Source organism: Streptomyces sp. NPDC047869, assembly GCF_040704065.1.
Taxonomy (GTDB): domain Bacteria; phylum Actinomycetota; class Actinomycetes; order Streptomycetales; family Streptomycetaceae; genus Streptomyces.
Window position 1 is genome coordinate 32,095 of record NZ_JBEYRK010000010.1, and the last position, 17,626, is coordinate 49,720.

The window sequence follows — 17,626 nt, forward strand, 5'->3', positions numbered from 1 at the left end:
GCCGGCCGGGGCGGTCACTCGGTGGCGACGCCCTGCCCGGCCGCCGCGCCACGGCCGTCCGGCGGCAGATCGAACCGCACGTCGACCACTCCCTCGACGGCCCTGATGAGCCGGGCGGCCACGGGGACCAGGGCGGTGTCCCGCACCCTGCCGACGAGCGTCACCACCCCGTCCTCGACCACGACGTGCAGGGACGAGGCCGGCGGCGGGAAGAGGTAGGACACGATCTCGCGCCGGACCTGCTCGGCGATGTCCTCGTCCCCGCGCAGGAAGACCTTGAGCAGGTCGGCGCGGCTCACCACGCCCTGCAGCAGCCCGAGTTCGTCGACCACCGGCAGCCGCTTCACCGCGGCCCGTGCCATCACCCGGGCGGCCTCCGCGAGGGTGGCGTCCGCCCGTACGGTCACGGCGGGCGAGGACATCAGGTCCCCGGCGCTCAGCGCGCCGGCCTTGGCCAGGTCGGCGGGGCGGCGCAGCCGGGTGTACTCCTCGGCGGGGTCGTCCCGCAGTTCCTCCGTGGGCAGCAGGTCGGCCTCGGAGACCACACCCACGACCCGGCCCTCGCCCTCGATCACCGGCAGGGCGCTGACCCGCCAGTCCTGCAACATCTCCACGATCTCCTTGAACGGCGCCCGGCGGCCGACGGCGGCGACCGTGTGCGTCATGACGTCGCTGACGATGTGCGGGGTGCCGTACATGGGGACTCCAAGGGGGAGTTGGCTTCGGCGGCGGATCCGTTGGCGGGCCGGGTTCTAGGGCAGTCGCGGGTGCACCTCGAAGACGCCCCCGAGACCCGTGAGGCGCAGCATGCGCAGGAAGCCCGTGCTGTCGTCGGCGACCAGGCGCAGCCGGCCCCGGCGGGCCAGCGTCCGGTTCCGGGTCCGGCACAGGACGCCCAGCCCGGCGCAGTCGATGAAGGTGGCCGGCCGCAGGTCGAGCACCAGATCGGGGCGCGGGCCCGCGGTGAGCGTGTCGAGCCGTTCCACCAGCGCGTCCACGGACAGCAGGTCGATCTCCCCGTTCACGGCCACGACGGTCACGCCGTCGGCCTCGCGGAGCGCGGAGGCCGGGCTGGGCATCGTGTGGTTCTCGGACATAGGACGAGACAAACGCCTGCGGGGGTGTCCGCGGAAGGGCCGGTCGGCCCCATCCCGGGGCCCAGGGGGCCGGGGGGTGCGGTACCGGCATCGCGCGGCGTGTGGACGGCGCCCGCCGGGGGCTGAAATCGGGCCCGGCGGGGGCGAGGGGCCGGGACGGGCGCCCTCCGGCCGGTGGCGAGGGCCGGTCGGCCCCATGCGCGGGCCCCGAGTACCGCACAAGCTGGACATGTGCGGCACTTCCGGCAGTGTGCCGGAGTCCGGCCGGCGCCCGCGCGCCTCCCGGACGCCCTGGTCCCGCGGCAGACCGAAGAGGTGAGGAGCGTCATGAAGGGCTATGTCTTCCACGGTCCCGGGCAGGCCTCCTGGCAGGACGTCCCGGACCCGGCGATCAAGGAGCCGACCGACGCGATCGTGCGGGTCGGTGCCGTCACCATCTGCGGGACGGACCTGCACATACTCAAGGGCGACGTGCCCGAGGTACGCCCCGGCACGGTGCTCGGCCACGAGGCGGTCGGCGAGGTCGTCGAGGTCGGCAGCGACGTGGACACCGTGCGGCCCGGCGACCGGGTGCTGCTCTCCTGCATCAGCTCCTGCGGCCGGTGCCGCTTCTGCAGGGACGGCGCCTACGGCCAGTGCCGCGGCGGCGGAGGCTGGATCCTCGGCCACCTGATCGACGGCACTCAGGCCGAGTACGTCCGCGTGCCCTACGCCGACCTGTCCGTGCACCCGCTGCCCGGCGCGGTCCGCAGTGAGGACGCGGTACTGCTGGCGGACATCTTCCCGACCTCCTACGAGGTCGGCGTCCTCAACGGGCGGGTCCGTCCCGGTGACACCGTCGCCGTCGTCGGCGCCGGGCCCATCGGACTCGCGGCGATCATCACGGCACACCTGTTCTCGCCCGAGCGGATCATCGCCGTCGACCTGGCGCCGGCCCGGCTCGAGGCGGCCAGGCGGCTCGGCGCCGACGCGGTGGCCGACGTACACGAGGCACCCCGGCAACTGGTGGCCGACCTGACCGACGGGCTGGGCGCGGACGTGGTCATCGAGGCGGTCGGCGTCCCCGAGAGCTTCGAGCTGTGCACCAGCATGGTCCGCCCCGGCGGGCACGTCGCCAACATCGGCGTGCACGGCCGGCCCGCGACCCTGCACCTCGAGGACCTGTGGATCAGGAACGTGACCATCACCACCGGTCTGGTGGACACCTACTCCACCCCGACCCTGCTGCGGATGGCCGCCGCGGGCCGGCTGCCGACCGGCCAACTGGTCACGCACACCTTCCCGTTGCAGCAGATGGAGGAGGCGTACGACATCTTCTCCCGGGCCGGCGAGACCGGCGCGCTCAAGGTGGTTCTCGGCGGGGAGCAGCACGCGGAACTGGCCGTCCCCGCGGCCTGACCGAGCAGCGAGAAGGAGGCGAACGACCATGACCGACAGGACAGGAGCGAGGACGGCGGACCCCTCCGCGGAAGCGGTGACGGACACGCCCGCGGAGATGGACACCCGTACGGCGCTGGGCGACCTCGGCCGGCGGCTGGCCGCCCGGCGGCTGCAGCTCGGCCTGACCCGGCGGCAGGCGGCGACCCGCGCCGGGATGGCGGCCAGCTATCTCAGGTACCTGGAGGAGCACCCCGGCGCCGCGCCGGGCACCGGTGCCCTGATGAACCTGGCCAAGGCGCTGGAGACCACCGTCACCGAACTCACCGGCGGCGGCGTCGACCTGCCGCCCGGCACCGGACAGGCCGGGCACGCACCGGAGTTCAGCAAACTGCGCCCCAGCGAGTGCCGGACGCTGCTGGCCATGCACGGTGTGGGGCGGCTCGCGGTGCCCACGCCGTCGGGGCCGGTGATCGTACCGGTCAACTACACCGTCGTGGACGGCGCGATCGTCTTCCGGACCGCGCGCGGCGCCACCCCCTCCCTGGCCGCCGGACTCCAGGTGGCGTTCGAGGTGGACCGCATCGACGACGCGTTCAGCCAGGGCTGGAGCGTCCTGGTGCGCGGGCCCGCTCGCGCCGTCACGGACCGGCACGAGCAGCAACGGCTGGCGGAGCGGGCGTACAGCATGCCCTGGGCCGGCGGCCCCCGGAGCGTGTGGGTGCGCATCGATCCCTTCACCATCACCGGACGCCGGATCACCGTGTGAGGCGGTCCGGCGCCGGGGCCACGGGCTGTTCCGCCGGGAGCGGGACGACGGAGCGACACCGCGGGGGATCGGTGCCGCTCCTGCGTTCACTGTCGTCCACGCCGCGCACCGGCCGTAGTGCCGATGGGCCCCGATGGGGGGCCACAGGTCCCTCGCAGTACGTATCCGGCCCTGGTCCGGGCCGCTTCGCCCCCGGGAACGGGCCACTCGGCCCATCCCCCCGGACGGGGCGGTGGCCGCACGCTGGGAGTGTCCCAGGAAGGGATCCCCAGGAAGGGATCCGAGCCCCCGGGAGGGCGCCATGAACGGCACTCCGACCGTCGTGAACGACGTGATGACCCGCACGGTCGTGGCCCTGCGCACCGGCGCGGCCTTCAAGGAGATCGTGCGGGCGATGCAGGAGTGGCGGGTGAGCGCCCTCCCCGTGCTGGACGCCGACGGCCGGGTCGTGGGGGTGGTCTCCGAGGCCGATCTGCTGCCCAAGGAGGAGTACCGCGAGGGCGACCCGGACCGGTCCGCGCAGGTGCGGCACCTCGCCGACCTCCGCAAGGCGGACGCGGTGACCGCGGCGGAGCTGATGACCTCCCCGGCCGTCACCGTGCCGCCCGAGGCCGCCCTCGCCCACGCGGCGCGCGTCATGGCCCGCCGCGGGGTCAAGCGCCTGCCGGTCGTCGGCCACGACGGCACCCTCAAGGGCGTGGTCAGCCGGTCCGACCTGCTGAAGGTGTTCCTCCGCACCGACGAGGACATTGCCGAGGACGTCGACCGGGAGGTCGTCGTGCGGCTGTTCGGCACCGCGCAGGCACCGGTGCGGGTCGAGGTGCGCGACGGCGTGGTCTCCCTCACCGGGCGCGTCCACGACACCGTGCTCGTACCGCTCGCCACCCTGCTGGCCCGGTCGGTGCCCGGTGTCGTGGACGTGCGCTGCGCCCTGACCGGCCCGCGCCGCCACCCGCACGCCGGTCCGGAGCTTCCGGAGCCGCGGCGGACGGCCCCCACCTGACGGCGGCCGACGGCAGGCGGAGCCGAGAGGAGGCCACCCCGATGCCGGCGAAGACACCCCGCACGAGCAAGTCCCCCGTCCGGCTGTGGCGTTGGCGGCGCAACGCGCTGCGCAGACACAGCGACGTCGTGGAGGCCTGGATCGTGCTCGGCATCTGGCTCCTCGTCGCCGTCGGCGGGGCCGTCGCGGGGCTGGTGGCGGCACGGACGGTGGACTCGGACTTCGCCACGCGCCGGGCCCGGGCGCACCCGGTCGCCGCCGTCGTCACCGACGTCACGCCGGCGGCCCCGCCCGCCACCGCGAGCGGACGCGACGACGGCCGGGCGCGGGTCACCGTGCGCTGGACCGACGCGGACGGCTCGGTGCACCGGGCCACGGCCAGGCTGCTGCCGGGCGCCCCGGTGGGCACCCGGCTCACGGTGTGGACGGACGACGCCGACCGGGTGGTGCCGCAACCCCTGGGCAGGACGGAGGCGGCCCTCCAGGCGGACCTGACCGGCATCCTCGTCGGCCCTCTCGCCGCCGGGGCGATCTGGGCCGGCGGCCGCCTGCTCCGGGCCGCCCTCGTACGCCGCCGCCTGACCGAATGGGACGAGGAGTGGAAACGAGTCGGCCCCGAGTGGCGCAACCTCAGTGGAGGGCGGGGGTGAGGACGGGGGCGTGTCGCCCCGTGAGGGGGCGACGGTCGCCGGCGAGAGGGGGCGTCAGCCGCCGGCCGAGGTGAGGTGGCAGTCCACGCCCACCACGCCCTCGACGGCCCGGACCATGCCGACCGCCAGGGGGATGCGGGTCGCGTCGGTGACGCGGCCGGTCAGGGTGGCCACGCCGTCCGAGACCGTGATGTGCACGGGCTCGACGGGTGCCGGGAAGAGGACGTCGACGACGTCGCGCCGGATCTCGTCGGCGAGGTCGTCGTCCGGGCGCAGGAACACCTTGAGCAGGTCCGAGCGGCTGACGACGCCTTCGAGTACGTCCTCGGCGTTCACCACGGGCAGCCGCTTGACGTGCCGCAGGGCCATGATCCGTGCCGCCTCGGCGAGCGTGGCGTCGGCGTGCACGGTGACGGCCGGGGCGCTCATCACCTCGTCCGCCGTCACCGCCCCGGCCTTGGCCATGTCGGGCAGCCGGCGCAACTGGGTGCGCCGGTCCGGATCGCTGTCCCGGAACTCCTCCTTGGGCAGCAGATCGGCCTCGGAGACCACGCCGATCACCCGGCCGTCGCCCTCCAGCACGGGCAGCGCGCTGACCTTCCACTGCTCCATGCGCTCGACGATGTCCTTGAACGGGGCCTTGCGGCCCACCGCGACGACGGCACGCGTCATCACGTCGCCCACCCGGTACGGGCTGCCTGCCATGGTGTCCTCCTAGCCGGGCCGGGTGCTCACACCAGGCCGCCGCTGCCGTAGGGGGCGTAGAGGTCGAGCAGCCGGATGCGGGACGCGTGCAGCCGCTGAGCGACCACCCGCCCGACCCAGACCGCGATCGCCCGGCCGAACTCCGGGTCCTCGGCGCACATCTCCAGGACGGTCCCGGCGTCGAACTCCCAGGCCCGTACGGGGCTCAGCGCCTCGGCGCCCAGCTGCCAGATGTGCGGCGGGAAGTGCCAGGACCAGCCGACCGGATCGCCGTGGCCGAGCGACTCGATGACGGCGGGACGGCGGCCGGGCACCCGGAGATCCAGGGCCACGGTGCCGGTGCGCACGATCCAGAAGCGGTCGGCCCGCCGGCCCTCCTCGAACAGGCGGGTACCGCTGTCGAACGAGACCTCGCGGGCGGCCCGCATCAGGCGTTCACGGTGTTCGGCGGGCAGAGCCGCGTTCAAGGTGGTGGTGGCGGAGGTCATGGCACCGGCTCCCTTCATGGCGTCTGCTGCCAGAGTGGGCCTCCCGTGCTCCTGGCACCACGGGCCGCTCGGGCCCGAACCGGGGCCCTTCGGCCCAGGCACCGAAGGCCGGGAAGGACGCATGACCGGGTGGGTGCGTGACGGGCGGGAAGGACGCCATCCGCTTCTCGTGGATCCTGATTGCGCGGTGCACGGCCGTCAGCCGCTTCTCCGCGTCTCCAAGGAGTCCTTCCCGCTACCTCCAGCACACCACGGGAAACGCCCGTCCACCAGTAGTGTCCTGCCGCCGGCCCCCGTCAGCCACCTCAGTCCCTCCAGCCCCTCCTCAGTCCCCGGACAGGTCGAGCAGGACCTTGGAGGCGACCGTGCGGTCCTGGGCCACGGCGAACGCGGCGGCGGACCGCTCCAGCGGGAAGACATGGGTGACGGCGGGTTCCACGTGCAGGCCCTGGGCCAGCAGCGCCAGCGCCTCGTCGAACTCGGTGTCGAACCGGAAGGCCCCGCGCAGCTCCAGCTCCCGGGTCACGGCGACGTTGCCGAGCAGCCCGACCTCGCCCGGCGGCAGCAGCCCCAGCAGTACGACGGTGCCGCCCCGGCGCACCCGCTCCACGCAGGTGCGCAGCCCCGCCGGCGCGCCGGACGCCTCGACGGCGACGTCGAACCCGGCGGAACAGGCCGGATCACCGGACCGGTCCGCGCGCACCGTGGTGGTGGCGCCCATCGCCGTGGCGATCCGCAGCGGCTCCTCGTGCAGATCGCTGACGACGACCTCGGCGGCCCCGGCGTGCCGCAGCGCCGCCACGACCAGGCAGCCGATCGGCCCGGCGCCGGTGACCAGGACCCGCCTGCCCCGCACCTCGCCCGCCCGGCGCACGGCGTGCAGCGCCACCGACAGCGGCTCGGCGAGCACCGCGCGGCGCAGGCTCAGCCCGGGCGGCAGCGCCCGGACCTGCTCGGCGGGCACGCTGATGAGCTGGGCGAAGCCGCCCTGCACGTGCGGGGTGTGGGCGGCGCTGCCCAGGTAGCGGGTGTGACCGCAGATGTTGCGCCTGCCGCGCGCGCACTCCTCGCAGGTGCCGCAGGGGGTGGCGGGATGGATCGCGACGGGAGTGCCCGGCGCCGGCCCGTCCGTGGCGCCGGTGCCGGGTCCGAGGTCCGCGACGCGGCCGACCACCTCGTGCCCGAGCACCATCGGCTCGCGCAGCGCGAAGTCACCCACCCGGCCGCGGTGGTGGTAGTGCAGATCGGATCCGCAGATTCCGCCGAGGGCGACGGCGACCGCGATCTCACCCGGTCCGGGGCCGGTGAACGGCCGCTCCTCGATCCGCAGGTCGCCGGCTCCGTGGACGACACAGGCTCGCATGGTCAGGGGCTCCTTCACGGTCACAGGACGGAGAGCATGCCGCCGTCGACGTACAGCAGCTGCCCGTTGACGAAGTCGGAGGCGGGGGAGGACAGGAAGAGCAGGGCGCCGACGAGGTCCTCGACGTCGCCCCAGCGGCCGGCCGGGGTACGTCCGCGCACCCAGGCGCTGAACTCCTCGTCGGCGACCAGCGCGGAGGTCAGCTCGGTGTCGAAGTAGCCGGGACCGATGCCGTTGACCTGGATGCCGTGCGGTCCGAGGTCGGCGCACATGCCCTTGGTCAGCATCTTCAGGCCGCCCTTGGTGGCGGAGTAGGGCGCGATACCGGGGCGCACCACCTCGCTCTGCAGCGAGCAGATGTTGACGATCTTGCCGTGCCCCCGCGGCACCATGCGCCGGGCGACCTCGCGGCCGACCAGGAAGGCGCTGGTGAGGTTGGTGTGCAGCAGGCCGTGCCAGTCCTCGTCGGTGAAGTCGAGCAGGGGCGCGCGGCGCTGGGCCCCGGTGTTGTTCACCAGGAGGCCGATCGGCCCCACCTCGTCCTCGATCCGGGCGACGGCGCCGGCGACCGAGGCCGAGTCGGTGACGTCGAACGCCTCCGCGACGACCGTGTCCCCGAACTCCGCCGCCAGCTCCGCACGGGCCGACTCCAGTGCCGCCGCGTCACGGCCGTTGAGGACGACGGTGCAGCCCGCCTCCAGCAGACCCCTGGCCAGTGCCTTGCCGATACCGCGACTCGACCCGGTGACCAGGGCCACCTTGCCGGTGACGTCGAAAAGGGGATGGCTCATGTGTGTCGTCCTCCAGGTGGCCTCGACCGCGATCCGACAGCAGTATTTTCCATTGAGTGGAAAGCTTGTCTGCTCAACGGAAAGCATCGTGGGCTGGCCCGAGGATCAATGTCAACCACTGAATGAAATCGCTTTCCGCTCAGTGGAGAGTCGGATATTTTGCCTCTGTGACCTCCAGTGACTCCAGCGACTCCAGTACGGCCCCGGCGGACGTCGTGGGCCGGGCGATCCGGCTGCTCGTCCTGGTCGGCGAGCACGCACACGGCAGCACCCTGTCCGCGCTGGCCCGCGAGAGCGGCGTCCCGGTCAGTACGGCCCACCGGCTGCTCGGCACGCTGCGCCGCGAGGGCCTGGTGGAGTTCGAGCCCGACGGCAAGCGCTACAAGCCGGGCCTCAGACTGTTCCAGCTCGGCCAGCAGGCGGGGCGGGCCCACGGGTTCGCCGGCACCGCCCTGCCCGTCATGCGGCGCGTGACCCGGCAGACCGAGGAGGCCACCCTGATGTCGGTGCTCGACGGCACGCGCCACCTGTACGTGCACTACGTCGACGGACCCCTGCCGGTCGGCGTCCGCAGCGAGCCGGGCCGGCACGGACCGCTGCACTGCACCTCGATGGGCAAGGTGCTGATGGCCTTCGCCCCCGACGACGTACGCGCCGACCTGCTGGACCGCGTCGAGCTGACACCGCACGGGCCGAACAGCGTCACCGACCGCGACGTCCTGCGCGCGGAGGTCGCCCGCGCCGCCGACCTCGGCTACGCCACCGTCGACGAGGAGCACCACGCCGGGCTGCGCGCCGTGGCCGTCCCGATCCTGCGCCCGGACGGCGGCCTCTACGGCGCTCTGTCCACCGCCGCCCCCGCGTTCCGGCGCGGCGTGGACGACCTGGTCGCCTTCGTCCCCGTGCTGCGGGCGGCCGCCGCGGAGCTGGGGGTCCGCCTGCCCGCCCGCTGAGCCGGGCGCGGCCATCCGGCTCTGGACGGCGGTGAGACCCCGGGTTAGTCTTCCTGTCCAGAGTTGGATTCTCAGTCCAGATTCCGAGGTGGACGCCGATGGACCACGTCATGGACGGCGCGGAGCCGGACCACCGCACCGGCGCGGCGGCGTCCGCGGCCGCCGCGGCGGACGAACACCTCATCGGTGAGGCGGAGAAGATCGCCGTCGCCCTCGGGCGCATGTTCCCCGGCCTGTGCGAAGTGGTCCTGCACGACCTGCGCGACCCACGGCACGCCATCCGGGCGATCGAGAACAACCTCTCGGGCCGCCGGACCGGGGACTCCGCGACCGAACTGGGTCTGGCCCGGATCGCCGACCCGGAGTACCCAAGCGTCATCCAGAACTACCCCAACCGGTTCCCCGACGGCCGCCCGGCGAAGAGCACCTCGATCGGTATCAGGAACAGCGCCGGCGACTACATCGCCGCCCTCTGCCTGAACCTCGACGTCTCCGTGCTCTCACCCGTCACGCTCGCCCTGGCCAACCTCGTCGCCACCGGCACCGAACACCGCGAGCAGCCGCTGGAGACACTGCGGGACCGGAACGCCCGCGCGCTGCGCCGGGCGGTCGAGGCGCTCGCCGCCGAGCGCGGCGGGACACCACGCTCGCTGAGCCGGGACGCCAAGAAGGCGCTCGTACGGCACCTGCACGCGGAGGGGTACTTCGACTCGCGTGACGCCGCCCGGACCATCGCCGACCTGCTCGGCGTGTCCCGCGCCACCGTCTACAACTACACCAGGTGAGAGGCCGCCCATGACCGCCGCGGACCGCCGTCTGCCCGAAGATGGACATCAGCTTCTGACCACCACCCCGCCCACCGCCCCCGCCCGGACCCTGGCCGACCCCGACACCCCGTTCGCGGTCGTCGACGCGCACCGGGTGCGGCGCAATATCGAGCGGCTCGCCCGGCGCGCCGACCGCCTCGGCGTCACCCTGCGCCCGCACGTCAAGACGGCCAAGAGCCTCGACGTCGCCGCGCTCCTGCACGACGGCACACGCGGCCCCGTCACCGTCTCCACCCTCGCCGAGGCCGAGGCGTTCGCCGACGGCGGCCACACCGACATCACCTACGCCGTCGGCGTCGACCCGCACAAGCTGCCCCGGGTGCTCGCCCTGCTGCGCCGCGGCGTCACCCTGCGCGTGCTGCTCGACAGCGCCGCACAGGCGGCGTCCGTGGCCGAAGCGGCCAGAGAGGCGGGCATCGCCGTCCCCGCCCAGATCGAGATCGACTGCGACGGCCACCGCGGCGGCCTGCGCCCCGACGCGCCGGAACTCGTCGGCATCGGCCGCGTCCTGCACGAAGCGGGCTGCCTCGACGGAGTCCTGACCCACGCGGGGGAGTCCTACTTCGCCCACACCGCCGAGGAGCGGCGCCGGGCGGCGGAGCGGGAACGCGACGCCGCCGTCACGGCGGCCGGGCGGCTGCGCGCCGCCGGCCTGCCCGTGCCCGTCGTCAGCGTCGGCTCCACCCCCACCGCCCACGCCGCCGAGGACCTCACCGGCGTCACCGAACTGCGCGCCGGGAATTACGTCTTCTTCGATCTCGTCATGGCCGGTCTCGGCGTCTGCGACCTGGACGACCTCGCCCTGTCGGTCGTGGTCACCGTCATCGGCCACCGCCCCGAGTTCGGCTGGATCCTCACCGACGGCGGCTGGATGGCCATGTCCCGGGACCGCGGCACCTCCGCCCAGCCCCAGGACCAGGGCTACGGACTGGTCGCCGACCTCGACGGACGGCTCGTCCCAGGGCTCGTCATGACCGCCGCCAGCCAGGAGCACGGCACCCTCACCGCCCGCGACGGCGCCCGCCTGCCCGACCTGCCCATCGGCACCCGCCTGCGCGTCCTGCCCAACCACGCCTGCGCCACCGCCGCCCAGCACCACGGTTACCACGTCGTCGACGGCACCCGGCCCGCCCGGCCCGCGCCCGCGGTCCAGGCGGTCTGGAACCGCGTCGCCGGCTGGTGACCCGCACCCCGCCGGCCGCCTCCACCGGCCACCGCCCAGCCCGTCACCCCCGACCCCTCCTGCCGTAAGGAACCAGCATGGCCGCCGCATCACCCGTATCGTTCGACGACGTCCGGGCAGCCGCAGCACGCCTCCGGGGCATCGCCCACCGCACCCCCGTCCTCACCTCCCGCACGCTGAACTCGGCCGTCGGCGCCGAGGTGTTCGTCAAGTGCGAGAACTTCCAGCGGGTCGGCGCCTTCAAGTTCCGCGGCGCCTACAACGCCGCCGCCCAGCTCTCGCCCGAGCAGCTCGCCAAGGGCATCGCCGCCTACTCCTCCGGCAACCACGCCCAGGCGACCGCGCTGGCCGCCCGTGAACTGGGCACCAGCGCCGTCATCCTGATGCCCGAGGACGCCCCCCGCTCCAAGCTGGCGGCCACCGCCGGATACGGCGCCGAGGTCGTCACCTACGACCGCTACGCGCAGGACCGCACCGCGCTCGGCGAAGCCCTGGCCGAGGACCGCGGCCTGGCCCTGATCCCGCCCTACGACCACCCGCACGTCATCGCCGGCCAGGGCACCGCGGCCCTCGAACTCCTGGAGGACACGGGAGAACTCGACGCCCTCCTGGTGCCGGTAGGCGGCGGCGGCCTCATCGCCGGCAGCGCGACCGCGGCCAAGGCGCTGCACCCCGGCATCCGCGTGATCGGCGTGGAGCCGGAGGCGGGCGACGACACCCGGCTCTCCCTGGCCAGTGGCGCGCGCGTCACCATCCCCGTGCCCCGCACCATCGCCGACGGCCAGGCCCTGGCCACGCCCGGCGAGATCACCTTCCCGATCAACCAGCGCCTCGTCGACGCCGTCTGTGTCGTCAGCGACGAGGAGATCGTCCGCGCCATGCGGTTCGCCTTCGAACGCCTGAAGATCGTCCTCGAACCGAGCGGCGCGAGCGCCCTGGCGGCCCTGATGGCCGGGCGCGTCGAGAACCCGCCGCGGCGGATCGGCGTCATCGCCTCCGGCGGCAACATCGACACCGAGAGGTTCGCCGGACTGCTCGCCCGCTGACCCTGTGACTTCTCCCACCTGCTCTTGCCGCGGCGGCCGACAGGTACCTACGTTCGGACGCATGTCCACCCATGGCCCCATCATTCCTGGCGAACCGGACGAACCCGTCGCGGCGGGCAAGTCCCCGGCGGACCGGCCCGGCACCGCCGAGCCGGTCGAGTTCACCGTCGACCTCAGCTCCCACGAGATGCTCCGGCGCACGCACACCGTGGCCGCCCTGGGCGCCGGCTGGGACCCCGTCGCGGCGCTGCACGGCGAGCAGGCGGCGTACGACCTGCTGTACTCCGGCCTCGACGACGAACAGCAGCAGCTGTACGAGGAGCTGATCGCGGCCGGTGTGCTGCCGCGGCGCGGCGGCGGCGATGCTGCCGCTTGATCCGCAGGCCGACATCGCCCGTCGCGCCTGGGTGGCCTGCCCGAACTGCGACGACCGCCGCGGCTGCGCCACCTGCGAGCAGGGGCGCCCGTGCCGCGGGCACTGGCGCTACCTGCTCTCCAACACCGGCAGCCTGCTGCATCTGCAGTGCCCGTCCTGCCGCCACGTCTGGAACCACGAGACGCACTTCGGCGCCACCCGCTCCCAGACGTGACACGGGCCGGGACCCGCGGATCCGCTCAGCGGCCGCCGGTCCAGTTGTGGGCCACGTCGACGACCAGATGGCCCGACACCTGCTGGACCCGGAACGGCAGCCGGGCCCGTACGCCGAGACCCACCTGCGTCTCGCCCTCGAAGCTGCCGGCGAACCGGGTGTCCCGGAAGGTGCGGTACCCGTGGACATTCACGCCCGGCAGGGTGCGGCCCACCCGCCCCGGGTACGTGACCGCGCCGGTCGCCGGGTCGTAGCTCGGCGCGCCGACATGGACGTCCAGCACGGCCCCGCCGCCGACCGGGATCGTGTGCCCGGTGGCGCTCTGCCGGAGCCGGTCCACGTACCGGACGTAGTAGCCGACGGTACGGCCGCCGCCCGGCACGTCGAACACCATGCGGTCGTAGCAGTCGTGCCGGCCGGTCCTGATGTTCTTCAGCGGCACCGCCCCGGTGGCCGTACCGCCCTTGGCTCCGCTGCCCCAGCCGGTCGGACAGGCCGTGGCCCGCGCGGCGGCCGCCGGAGCCGCGTCCGCGGCCGTCGCCACGCCGCCCAGTCCGGCACCCGCCAGGACGAGAGCTGTCGCTATTACCCCTGTTCTCCGCATGATGTCCCCCTTGGTCACGCCATGCTGTTATGGGATGAGACATGCGGATATGGCGAATGGTTGCACGGGGAGAGGGGGAAACTGTCGCGCGTCCCGTCAGGACTCAGGACACGGGTGGCGTCCGGTGCGGGGCGGTGGGCAGCGCGAGGTGCGCGAGATCGCCCGGCGGCGGTGTCGTCACCGGCCACAGGGGAGCGGAATCGCCGTCGGCGAGCGCGGCGGGAGCGTCGGTGAGGTTCATGCGCTCGCGCAGCCGGCCGTAGAAGTCCATCGGGCCGAGCCGGACCGCCTTGAGCCGGCGGGGGGCGGCGTACACACCGATCCAGTCCCCGGGGTTCAGCACCCCGCGCACCTGGCCGTCGATGCTGACGGCGGCCGGCCCGGACCGTTCCAGCACGCGCAGCGCGACGGGCTCGTCCGGAGCGGCCACGACCGAGCGGTTGAACGCCATGTGCGGGGCGACGGGGGTGAAGATCAGGCCCTCCGCGCGGGGCGAGACCACCGGACCGCCCGCGGCGAAGCTGTACGCCGTCGACCCCGTGGGCGTGGCCACCAGCAGCGCGTCGGCGGAGTAGGCGGCGAGCAGCCGGCCGGCGAGATAGACGCCCACCGACACCTGCCGGTCCCGGGTCAGCTTCTCCAGCACCACGTCGTTCAGCGCGACGACGTTCAGGGCGACGCCCCAGTCGTCACCGATCTCGCACTCCGCGCGCACCCGGGGCGGCGGCAGCATGGGACCGCGGCCGTAGCGCACCAGCGCCTCCATGTGCTCGGGCACCTCCAGCCGGCACGAGGCCCGCAGGGTGAGCAGCATACGGCTCTCGACCGTGATCCGCTCCTCCCGTACGGCGTCCAGCGCGGCGCGCACCGCCGGGACGGGCACCTCCGTCAGGAAACCCACCCGCCCGAGGTCGACGCCCAGCACCATGGCGTCGTTCGCGGCCGCCAGCCGGGCACCGCGCAGGAACGTCCCGTCGCCGCCCAGGGTGACGATCAGGTCCGGATCGCCGGCCGAGTCCATCTCCTCCCGGGCACTGTGCCGCTCGCCCTCCTGCCACACGTCGATGTCGGCACAGGTCACGGTGTGCTCGGCGCACCACTCTCGCGCGGCGCGCGCGGCGGCCACGGCCTCCGCCCGTCCGCCGTGCACGACCAGGCCGACACGGTTCACCGTCATACCCGCCTCCCAGCGGTCGCCCAGGAGTCCATCCTCGCCGGGATTCCCGGCGGGCACCTCCCGCGCAAGCCGGCCATGGCCCGGCCCTCCGGGGCGCGGCCGGTCCGCGCACCCGGTGCCGGGCGGCTCCCCGGGCCGGGTTCCGTGCCGATCCGACCCCGTTACCGTCACCGCCGTGTCACAGGTGGAGCGGCTCGGAACCCCTGCTCAGGCCGCTCTGTCTGGGTGGGTGAGCACCGGCGCCGAGCCGGGCGACCTGAGCACTTCGAACCATCGGGGGATCCCATGCCGTACCGCAGCACCGTCCGGGTCACCACATCCGCCGCCGTCATCGCGGCCGCCCTGTCACTGACGGCATGCCAGTCCGGCGGCGACGAGCCGGCCGCCGGGGCGTCCCGGACACCGGCGACGTCCGCCGCCTCCCCCACCGCGTCCGCCGGAACCGCCTCGACGCCCACGAGCCCGGCGCCCGCGGCCTCCCGGCCCGCCGGCGGCGGCACGCCGGCCGCCACCGCGGCTCCCGCCTCGCCGGTGTCCCGCACCTCGGCGAAGCCCGCGCCGCCGTGCCCGGCGACGGCCCTGAAGACCAGGGCCTATCAGGCCGCCGACCGCCCGGACGGCACGGGCACCGGTGCGGCGGTCGTGGAGTTCACCAACGTCTCCGGCGGGGCCTGTGTGCTGCGGGGCCACCCCTCGGTGGCCGGGGCGGGCAACGGCTCGCCCGAGCACAACACCCCGCTGTCGGTCACCCCGCAGGGCACCGCGTCGAGCGTGCGGCTCGCACCGGGCGGCAAGGCGTGGGCGAAGCTGACCTTCGTACAGGTGCAGGGCGAGGGCGACGGCTACTGCGCCTCCGGTGCGAAGCCCGCCGCCTACCCGACGCTGGTGGTCGGCCTGCCCGGTGCGGGAGCGCACCAGGTCGCGCTGGACGACGGGGTGTTCGCCGAGTGCGACAACAAGGTCACGGCGACCGCGGTGGCGTCCGTCCAGCCGGTCTGACCGCGTCCCCGCCGCGCCGTCCGTTTCCCCGCGGCACGGCCGAGGCCCCCGGCGGCCGGCGCGGGAGCGGGCCGCGGCGGCCGGTTCCGTACCCTGGCCGCATGCGCATGCGCCCCACCCTGAGCTGGACCCCCGCGGAGGACCTGCCGCCGGGCACCACGGACCTGGAACCGGTCGCCGACGCGCTGAGCACCGGCGGTGTGCTGGTGCTCAGCGGTGCCGGCATCTCCACGGAATCGGGCATCCCCGACTACCGGGGCGAGGGCGGCAGCCTGAGCCGGCACACCCCGATGACCTACCAGGAGTTCACCGGCGACGCCCAGGCCAGGCGCAGGTACTGGGCGCGCAGCCACCTCGGCTGGCGCACCTTCGGCCGCGCGCGGTCCAACGCCGGGCACCGGGCCGTGGCCGCCTTCGAACGGCACGGCCTGCTCTCGGGCGTGATCACCCAGAACGTCGACCGTCTGCACCAGGCCGCCGGGACCGGGAACGTCGTGGAACTCCACGGCAGCCTCGACCGGGTCGTCTGCCTCACCTGCGGCACGTTCAGCCCGCGCCGCGAACTCGCCCGGCGCCTGGAGGAGGCCAACCCGGGCTTCGATCCGGTGGCCGCCGGCATCAACCCGGACGGAGACGCCGACCTGACCGACGACCAGGTCGGCGACTTCCGCGTCCTGCCCTGCGCGGTCTGCGACGGCATCCTCAAACCGGACGTCGTGTTCTTCGGCGAGGCCGTTCCGCCGGAGCGGGTCGAGCACTGCCGCACCCTGGTCCGCGAGGCCGCCTCGCTGCTGGTCCTCGGCTCCTCCCTGACGGTGATGTCCGGCCTCCGGTTCGTCCGTCAGGCGGCCCGGTCCGGGAAGCCGGTGCTGATCATCAACCGGGACGCCACCCGGGGCGACCGCCACGCCCGCAGCCGCGTGGCGCTCCCCCTGGGAGCGGCCCTGACCAGGGTGGCGGGGCGGCTCGGCATCCCCGTCGACGGGCAGGCCGAGGACTTGGCGAAGCCCTGAGCCGCCGGGCACGGCCGCGGGCGCCACAGCGCCCGCGGCGCCCGACGGGTCACCCCCGGGCCCCAAACACCCAGGCCGCGCCGTGTCCTAGGAAGCGCGGGCCGTCGTGGTGGACACGGCGGTCCGGGCCGCCCGTTCCACCAGCGAGACGCCGTCCTTCATCGTCTTGTTGCCGTCGGACAGGACCGCGACGAGGTAGTGGTGCCCGCCGGCCGTGATCCGGCCGACGCTGTTGACGTCCCACAGGTCGGTCGTGTCGCGCTGCAGCCAGCCGTTCTTCAGGGCCCACCCGGAGCGGCCGGCCGCCGAGACGCCCCAGGACTGGTCGTCGGCGACATGGCTCATCAGCGAGCGGATGTAGGCGCGGGGCGCCGCGTCGAGCGCCGGCCGGGAGCCCTTCTTCGTGGCCTGCCCGCTGTCGAACACCGCGCGCAGCAGCCGTATCTGGTCGGCGGACGTGGTCCGGGTCAGCCCCCACTTGCCGCCGGGGCCGCCCTTGGTCTCGGTCAGCCCCAGCCGCTTGTTCGCCGCCTTGAGGCCCGGGGCGAGGCCGATGCGCCGCCACAGGGCGTTCGCCGCCGCGTTGTCGCTGTGCTCGATCATCTTCTTGGCCTGCGCGCGCTCCTCGGCGGTCAGGGCGCGCCCCGAGTCCTGTGCCTTGAGCAGCAGCGCGGCGAGGATGTCGACCTTGACGATGCTGGCCGTGTCGTAGGGGGTGCCCTCGCCGAACACGGCGGGCGCGTGGCCCGGACGGTCCAGATCGAGGACCGCGGCGCTCACTCGTGCCTTGCCGTGCGCCCCCACCGACGCGGGGAAGTCCGCCGGGCCGGCGGCGGCCCGCCCGGCAGCGGGCGCCGCCGAGGCGGCGGACGTCAGCAGCGTCGCCGCGGCGGCCGCGAGCGCGCCGCAGGCGGCCGCGCGCTTGCCCGGACGCGGGAACGGGGAGGTTCGAAACGGCATGGTGGCAGGCCTCGGCGGTGCGGGGAACAGG

21 protein-coding genes are annotated in these 17,626 nt (G+C 74.3%); 12 read left to right on the forward strand and 9 right to left on the reverse strand.

Annotated features, from left to right (window positions below; genetic code table 11):
* Positions 1-14: 14 nt before the first annotated feature.
* Positions 15-698 (reverse strand): CBS domain-containing protein, encoded by a 684-nt coding sequence (locus AB0924_RS15240; protein ID WP_366911616.1) that lies wholly within the window; start codon positions 696-698, stop codon positions 15-17.
* 54 nt (positions 699-752) lie between these two features.
* Positions 753-1,097: an STAS domain-containing protein gene (locus AB0924_RS15245; protein ID WP_358933977.1), complete on the reverse strand. Its 345-nt coding sequence runs from the start codon at positions 1,095-1,097 to the stop codon at positions 753-755.
* Between the two features lie 327 nt (positions 1,098-1,424).
* Between AB0924_RS15245 and AB0924_RS15250 the strand changes: the two genes are divergently transcribed.
* The 4 genes from AB0924_RS15250 (at position 1,425) to AB0924_RS15265 (ending at position 4,896) form a co-directional block, all read left to right on the forward strand.
* Positions 1,425-2,495, forward strand: a complete 1,071-nt coding sequence (locus tag AB0924_RS15250) for a zinc-dependent alcohol dehydrogenase family protein (RefSeq protein ID WP_358933979.1) — start codon at positions 1,425-1,427, stop codon at positions 2,493-2,495.
* A gap of 97 nt (positions 2,496-2,592) precedes the next feature.
* The gene (locus AB0924_RS15255) at positions 2,593-3,243 is read left to right on the forward strand and encodes a pyridoxamine 5'-phosphate oxidase family protein (protein ID WP_358934138.1); all 651 of its coding nucleotides are present in this window, start codon (positions 2,593-2,595) and stop codon (positions 3,241-3,243) included.
* Positions 3,244-3,544: 301 nt separating this feature from the next.
* Positions 3,545-4,246: a CBS domain-containing protein gene (locus tag AB0924_RS15260; RefSeq protein ID WP_366911617.1), complete on the forward strand. Its 702-nt coding sequence runs from the start codon at positions 3,545-3,547 to the stop codon at positions 4,244-4,246.
* 41 nt (positions 4,247-4,287) lie between these two features.
* Complete coding sequence (locus AB0924_RS15265; RefSeq protein ID WP_366911618.1) at positions 4,288-4,896, forward strand: hypothetical protein; 609 nt, start codon at positions 4,288-4,290, stop codon at positions 4,894-4,896.
* Positions 4,897-4,950: 54 nt separating this feature from the next.
* Here the strand turns inward: AB0924_RS15265 and AB0924_RS15270 are convergent, their stop codons facing one another.
* The 4 genes from AB0924_RS15270 to AB0924_RS15285 form a co-directional block, all read right to left on the reverse strand.
* Positions 4,951-5,601 (reverse strand): CBS domain-containing protein, encoded by a 651-nt coding sequence (locus tag AB0924_RS15270; RefSeq protein ID WP_366911619.1) that lies wholly within the window; start codon positions 5,599-5,601, stop codon positions 4,951-4,953.
* Positions 5,602-5,627: 26 nt separating this feature from the next.
* Positions 5,628-6,089 (reverse strand): cyclic nucleotide-binding domain-containing protein, encoded by a 462-nt coding sequence (locus AB0924_RS15275; protein ID WP_358933987.1) that lies wholly within the window; start codon positions 6,087-6,089, stop codon positions 5,628-5,630.
* Positions 6,090-6,414: 325 nt separating this feature from the next.
* A complete protein-coding gene (locus AB0924_RS15280; RefSeq protein WP_366911620.1) occupies positions 6,415-7,452 on the reverse strand; it encodes an L-idonate 5-dehydrogenase in 1,038 nt (345 codons plus the stop codon).
* A gap of 20 nt (positions 7,453-7,472) precedes the next feature.
* Complete coding sequence (locus AB0924_RS15285) at positions 7,473-8,243, reverse strand: SDR family oxidoreductase (protein ID WP_358933991.1); 771 nt, start codon at positions 8,241-8,243, stop codon at positions 7,473-7,475.
* A 167-nt stretch (positions 8,244-8,410) separates the two neighbouring features.
* On the opposite strand from AB0924_RS15285, the gene AB0924_RS15290 reads away from it, so the two are divergent.
* From AB0924_RS15290 to AB0924_RS15315, 6 genes are all read left to right on the forward strand, one after another.
* On the forward strand, positions 8,411-9,196 hold the full coding sequence (locus AB0924_RS15290; RefSeq protein ID WP_366911621.1) for an IclR family transcriptional regulator: 786 nt from the start codon (positions 8,411-8,413) through the stop codon (positions 9,194-9,196).
* Between the two features lie 110 nt (positions 9,197-9,306).
* On the forward strand, positions 9,307-9,981 hold the full coding sequence (locus tag AB0924_RS15295) for a PAS domain-containing protein (protein WP_366911704.1): 675 nt from the start codon (positions 9,307-9,309) through the stop codon (positions 9,979-9,981).
* Between the two features lie 10 nt (positions 9,982-9,991).
* Complete coding sequence (locus AB0924_RS15300; RefSeq protein ID WP_366911622.1) at positions 9,992-11,206, forward strand: alanine racemase; 1,215 nt, start codon at positions 9,992-9,994, stop codon at positions 11,204-11,206.
* A 77-nt stretch (positions 11,207-11,283) separates the two neighbouring features.
* Entirely contained in the window at positions 11,284-12,252 is a 969-nt protein-coding gene (locus tag AB0924_RS15305) for a threo-3-hydroxy-L-aspartate ammonia-lyase (RefSeq protein ID WP_358933996.1), read from the forward strand.
* 61 nt (positions 12,253-12,313) lie between these two features.
* On the forward strand, positions 12,314-12,628 hold the full coding sequence (locus tag AB0924_RS15310) for a DUF6400 family protein (RefSeq protein ID WP_366911623.1): 315 nt from the start codon (positions 12,314-12,316) through the stop codon (positions 12,626-12,628).
* Positions 12,615-12,842 (forward strand): hypothetical protein, encoded by a 228-nt coding sequence (locus AB0924_RS15315; protein WP_358934000.1) that lies wholly within the window; start codon positions 12,615-12,617, stop codon positions 12,840-12,842. The genes AB0924_RS15310 and AB0924_RS15315 overlap by 14 nt, the downstream gene beginning before the upstream one ends.
* A gap of 25 nt (positions 12,843-12,867) precedes the next feature.
* Here AB0924_RS15315 and AB0924_RS15320 read toward each other — a convergent pair whose 3' ends face one another.
* A complete protein-coding gene (locus AB0924_RS15320; protein ID WP_358934142.1) occupies positions 12,868-13,446 on the reverse strand; it encodes a hypothetical protein in 579 nt (192 codons plus the stop codon).
* Positions 13,447-13,549: 103 nt separating this feature from the next.
* Positions 13,550-14,623: an NAD(+)/NADH kinase gene (locus tag AB0924_RS15325; RefSeq protein ID WP_358934002.1), complete on the reverse strand. Its 1,074-nt coding sequence runs from the start codon at positions 14,621-14,623 to the stop codon at positions 13,550-13,552.
* A 285-nt stretch (positions 14,624-14,908) separates the two neighbouring features.
* Between AB0924_RS15325 and AB0924_RS15330 the strand changes: the two genes are divergently transcribed.
* Both AB0924_RS15330 and AB0924_RS15335 read left to right on the forward strand, forming a co-directional pair.
* Positions 14,909-15,622: a DUF4232 domain-containing protein gene (locus tag AB0924_RS15330; protein WP_358934004.1), complete on the forward strand. Its 714-nt coding sequence runs from the start codon at positions 14,909-14,911 to the stop codon at positions 15,620-15,622.
* 101 nt (positions 15,623-15,723) lie between these two features.
* Entirely contained in the window at positions 15,724-16,635 is a 912-nt protein-coding gene (locus tag AB0924_RS15335; RefSeq protein WP_366911624.1) for an NAD-dependent protein deacetylase, read from the forward strand.
* 87 nt (positions 16,636-16,722) lie between these two features.
* Here the strand turns inward: AB0924_RS15335 and AB0924_RS15340 are convergent, their stop codons facing one another.
* Positions 16,723-17,595 carry a serine hydrolase gene (locus AB0924_RS15340; RefSeq protein ID WP_358934008.1) on the reverse strand — a complete coding sequence of 291 codons (873 nt, stop codon included), beginning with the start codon at positions 17,593-17,595 and terminating at the stop codon, positions 16,723-16,725.
* Positions 17,596-17,626: the final 31 nt, after the last annotated feature.

What these genes read in the sequence shown, in the direction of transcription:
- AB0924_RS15240 (WP_366911616.1), bottom strand. Translation starts at nt 698, where the DNA reads ATGTACGGCACCCCGCACATCGTCAGCGACGTCATGACGCACACGGTC.
- AB0924_RS15245 (WP_358933977.1), bottom strand. Translation starts at nt 1,097, where the DNA reads ATGTCCGAGAACCACACGATGCCCAGCCCGGCCTCCGCGCTCCGCGAG.
- AB0924_RS15250 (WP_358933979.1), top strand. Translation starts at nt 1,425, where the DNA reads ATGAAGGGCTATGTCTTCCACGGTCCCGGGCAGGCCTCCTGGCAGGAC.
- AB0924_RS15255 (WP_358934138.1), top strand. Translation starts at nt 2,593, where the DNA reads ATGGACACCCGTACGGCGCTGGGCGACCTCGGCCGGCGGCTGGCCGCC.
- AB0924_RS15260 (WP_366911617.1), top strand. Translation starts at nt 3,545, where the DNA reads ATGAACGGCACTCCGACCGTCGTGAACGACGTGATGACCCGCACGGTC.
- AB0924_RS15265 (WP_366911618.1), top strand. Translation starts at nt 4,288, where the DNA reads ATGCCGGCGAAGACACCCCGCACGAGCAAGTCCCCCGTCCGGCTGTGG.
- AB0924_RS15270 (WP_366911619.1), bottom strand. Translation starts at nt 5,601, where the DNA reads ATGGCAGGCAGCCCGTACCGGGTGGGCGACGTGATGACGCGTGCCGTC.
- AB0924_RS15275 (WP_358933987.1), bottom strand. Translation starts at nt 6,089, where the DNA reads ATGACCTCCGCCACCACCACCTTGAACGCGGCTCTGCCCGCCGAACAC.
- AB0924_RS15280 (WP_366911620.1), bottom strand. Translation starts at nt 7,452, where the DNA reads ATGCGAGCCTGTGTCGTCCACGGAGCCGGCGACCTGCGGATCGAGGAG.
- AB0924_RS15285 (WP_358933991.1), bottom strand. Translation starts at nt 8,243, where the DNA reads ATGAGCCATCCCCTTTTCGACGTCACCGGCAAGGTGGCCCTGGTCACC.
- AB0924_RS15295 (WP_366911704.1), top strand. Translation starts at nt 9,307, where the DNA reads ATGGACGGCGCGGAGCCGGACCACCGCACCGGCGCGGCGGCGTCCGCG.
- AB0924_RS15300 (WP_366911622.1), top strand. Translation starts at nt 9,992, where the DNA reads ATGACCGCCGCGGACCGCCGTCTGCCCGAAGATGGACATCAGCTTCTG.
- AB0924_RS15305 (WP_358933996.1), top strand. Translation starts at nt 11,284, where the DNA reads ATGGCCGCCGCATCACCCGTATCGTTCGACGACGTCCGGGCAGCCGCA.
- AB0924_RS15310 (WP_366911623.1), top strand. Translation starts at nt 12,314, where the DNA reads ATGTCCACCCATGGCCCCATCATTCCTGGCGAACCGGACGAACCCGTC.
- AB0924_RS15315 (WP_358934000.1), top strand. Translation starts at nt 12,615, where the DNA reads ATGCTGCCGCTTGATCCGCAGGCCGACATCGCCCGTCGCGCCTGGGTG.
- AB0924_RS15320 (WP_358934142.1), bottom strand. Translation starts at nt 13,446, where the DNA reads ATGCGGAGAACAGGGGTAATAGCGACAGCTCTCGTCCTGGCGGGTGCC.
- AB0924_RS15325 (WP_358934002.1), bottom strand. Translation starts at nt 14,623, where the DNA reads ATGACGGTGAACCGTGTCGGCCTGGTCGTGCACGGCGGACGGGCGGAG.
- AB0924_RS15330 (WP_358934004.1), top strand. Translation starts at nt 14,909, where the DNA reads ATGCCGTACCGCAGCACCGTCCGGGTCACCACATCCGCCGCCGTCATC.
- AB0924_RS15335 (WP_366911624.1), top strand. Translation starts at nt 15,724, where the DNA reads ATGCGCATGCGCCCCACCCTGAGCTGGACCCCCGCGGAGGACCTGCCG.
- AB0924_RS15340 (WP_358934008.1), bottom strand. Translation starts at nt 17,595, where the DNA reads ATGCCGTTTCGAACCTCCCCGTTCCCGCGTCCGGGCAAGCGCGCGGCC.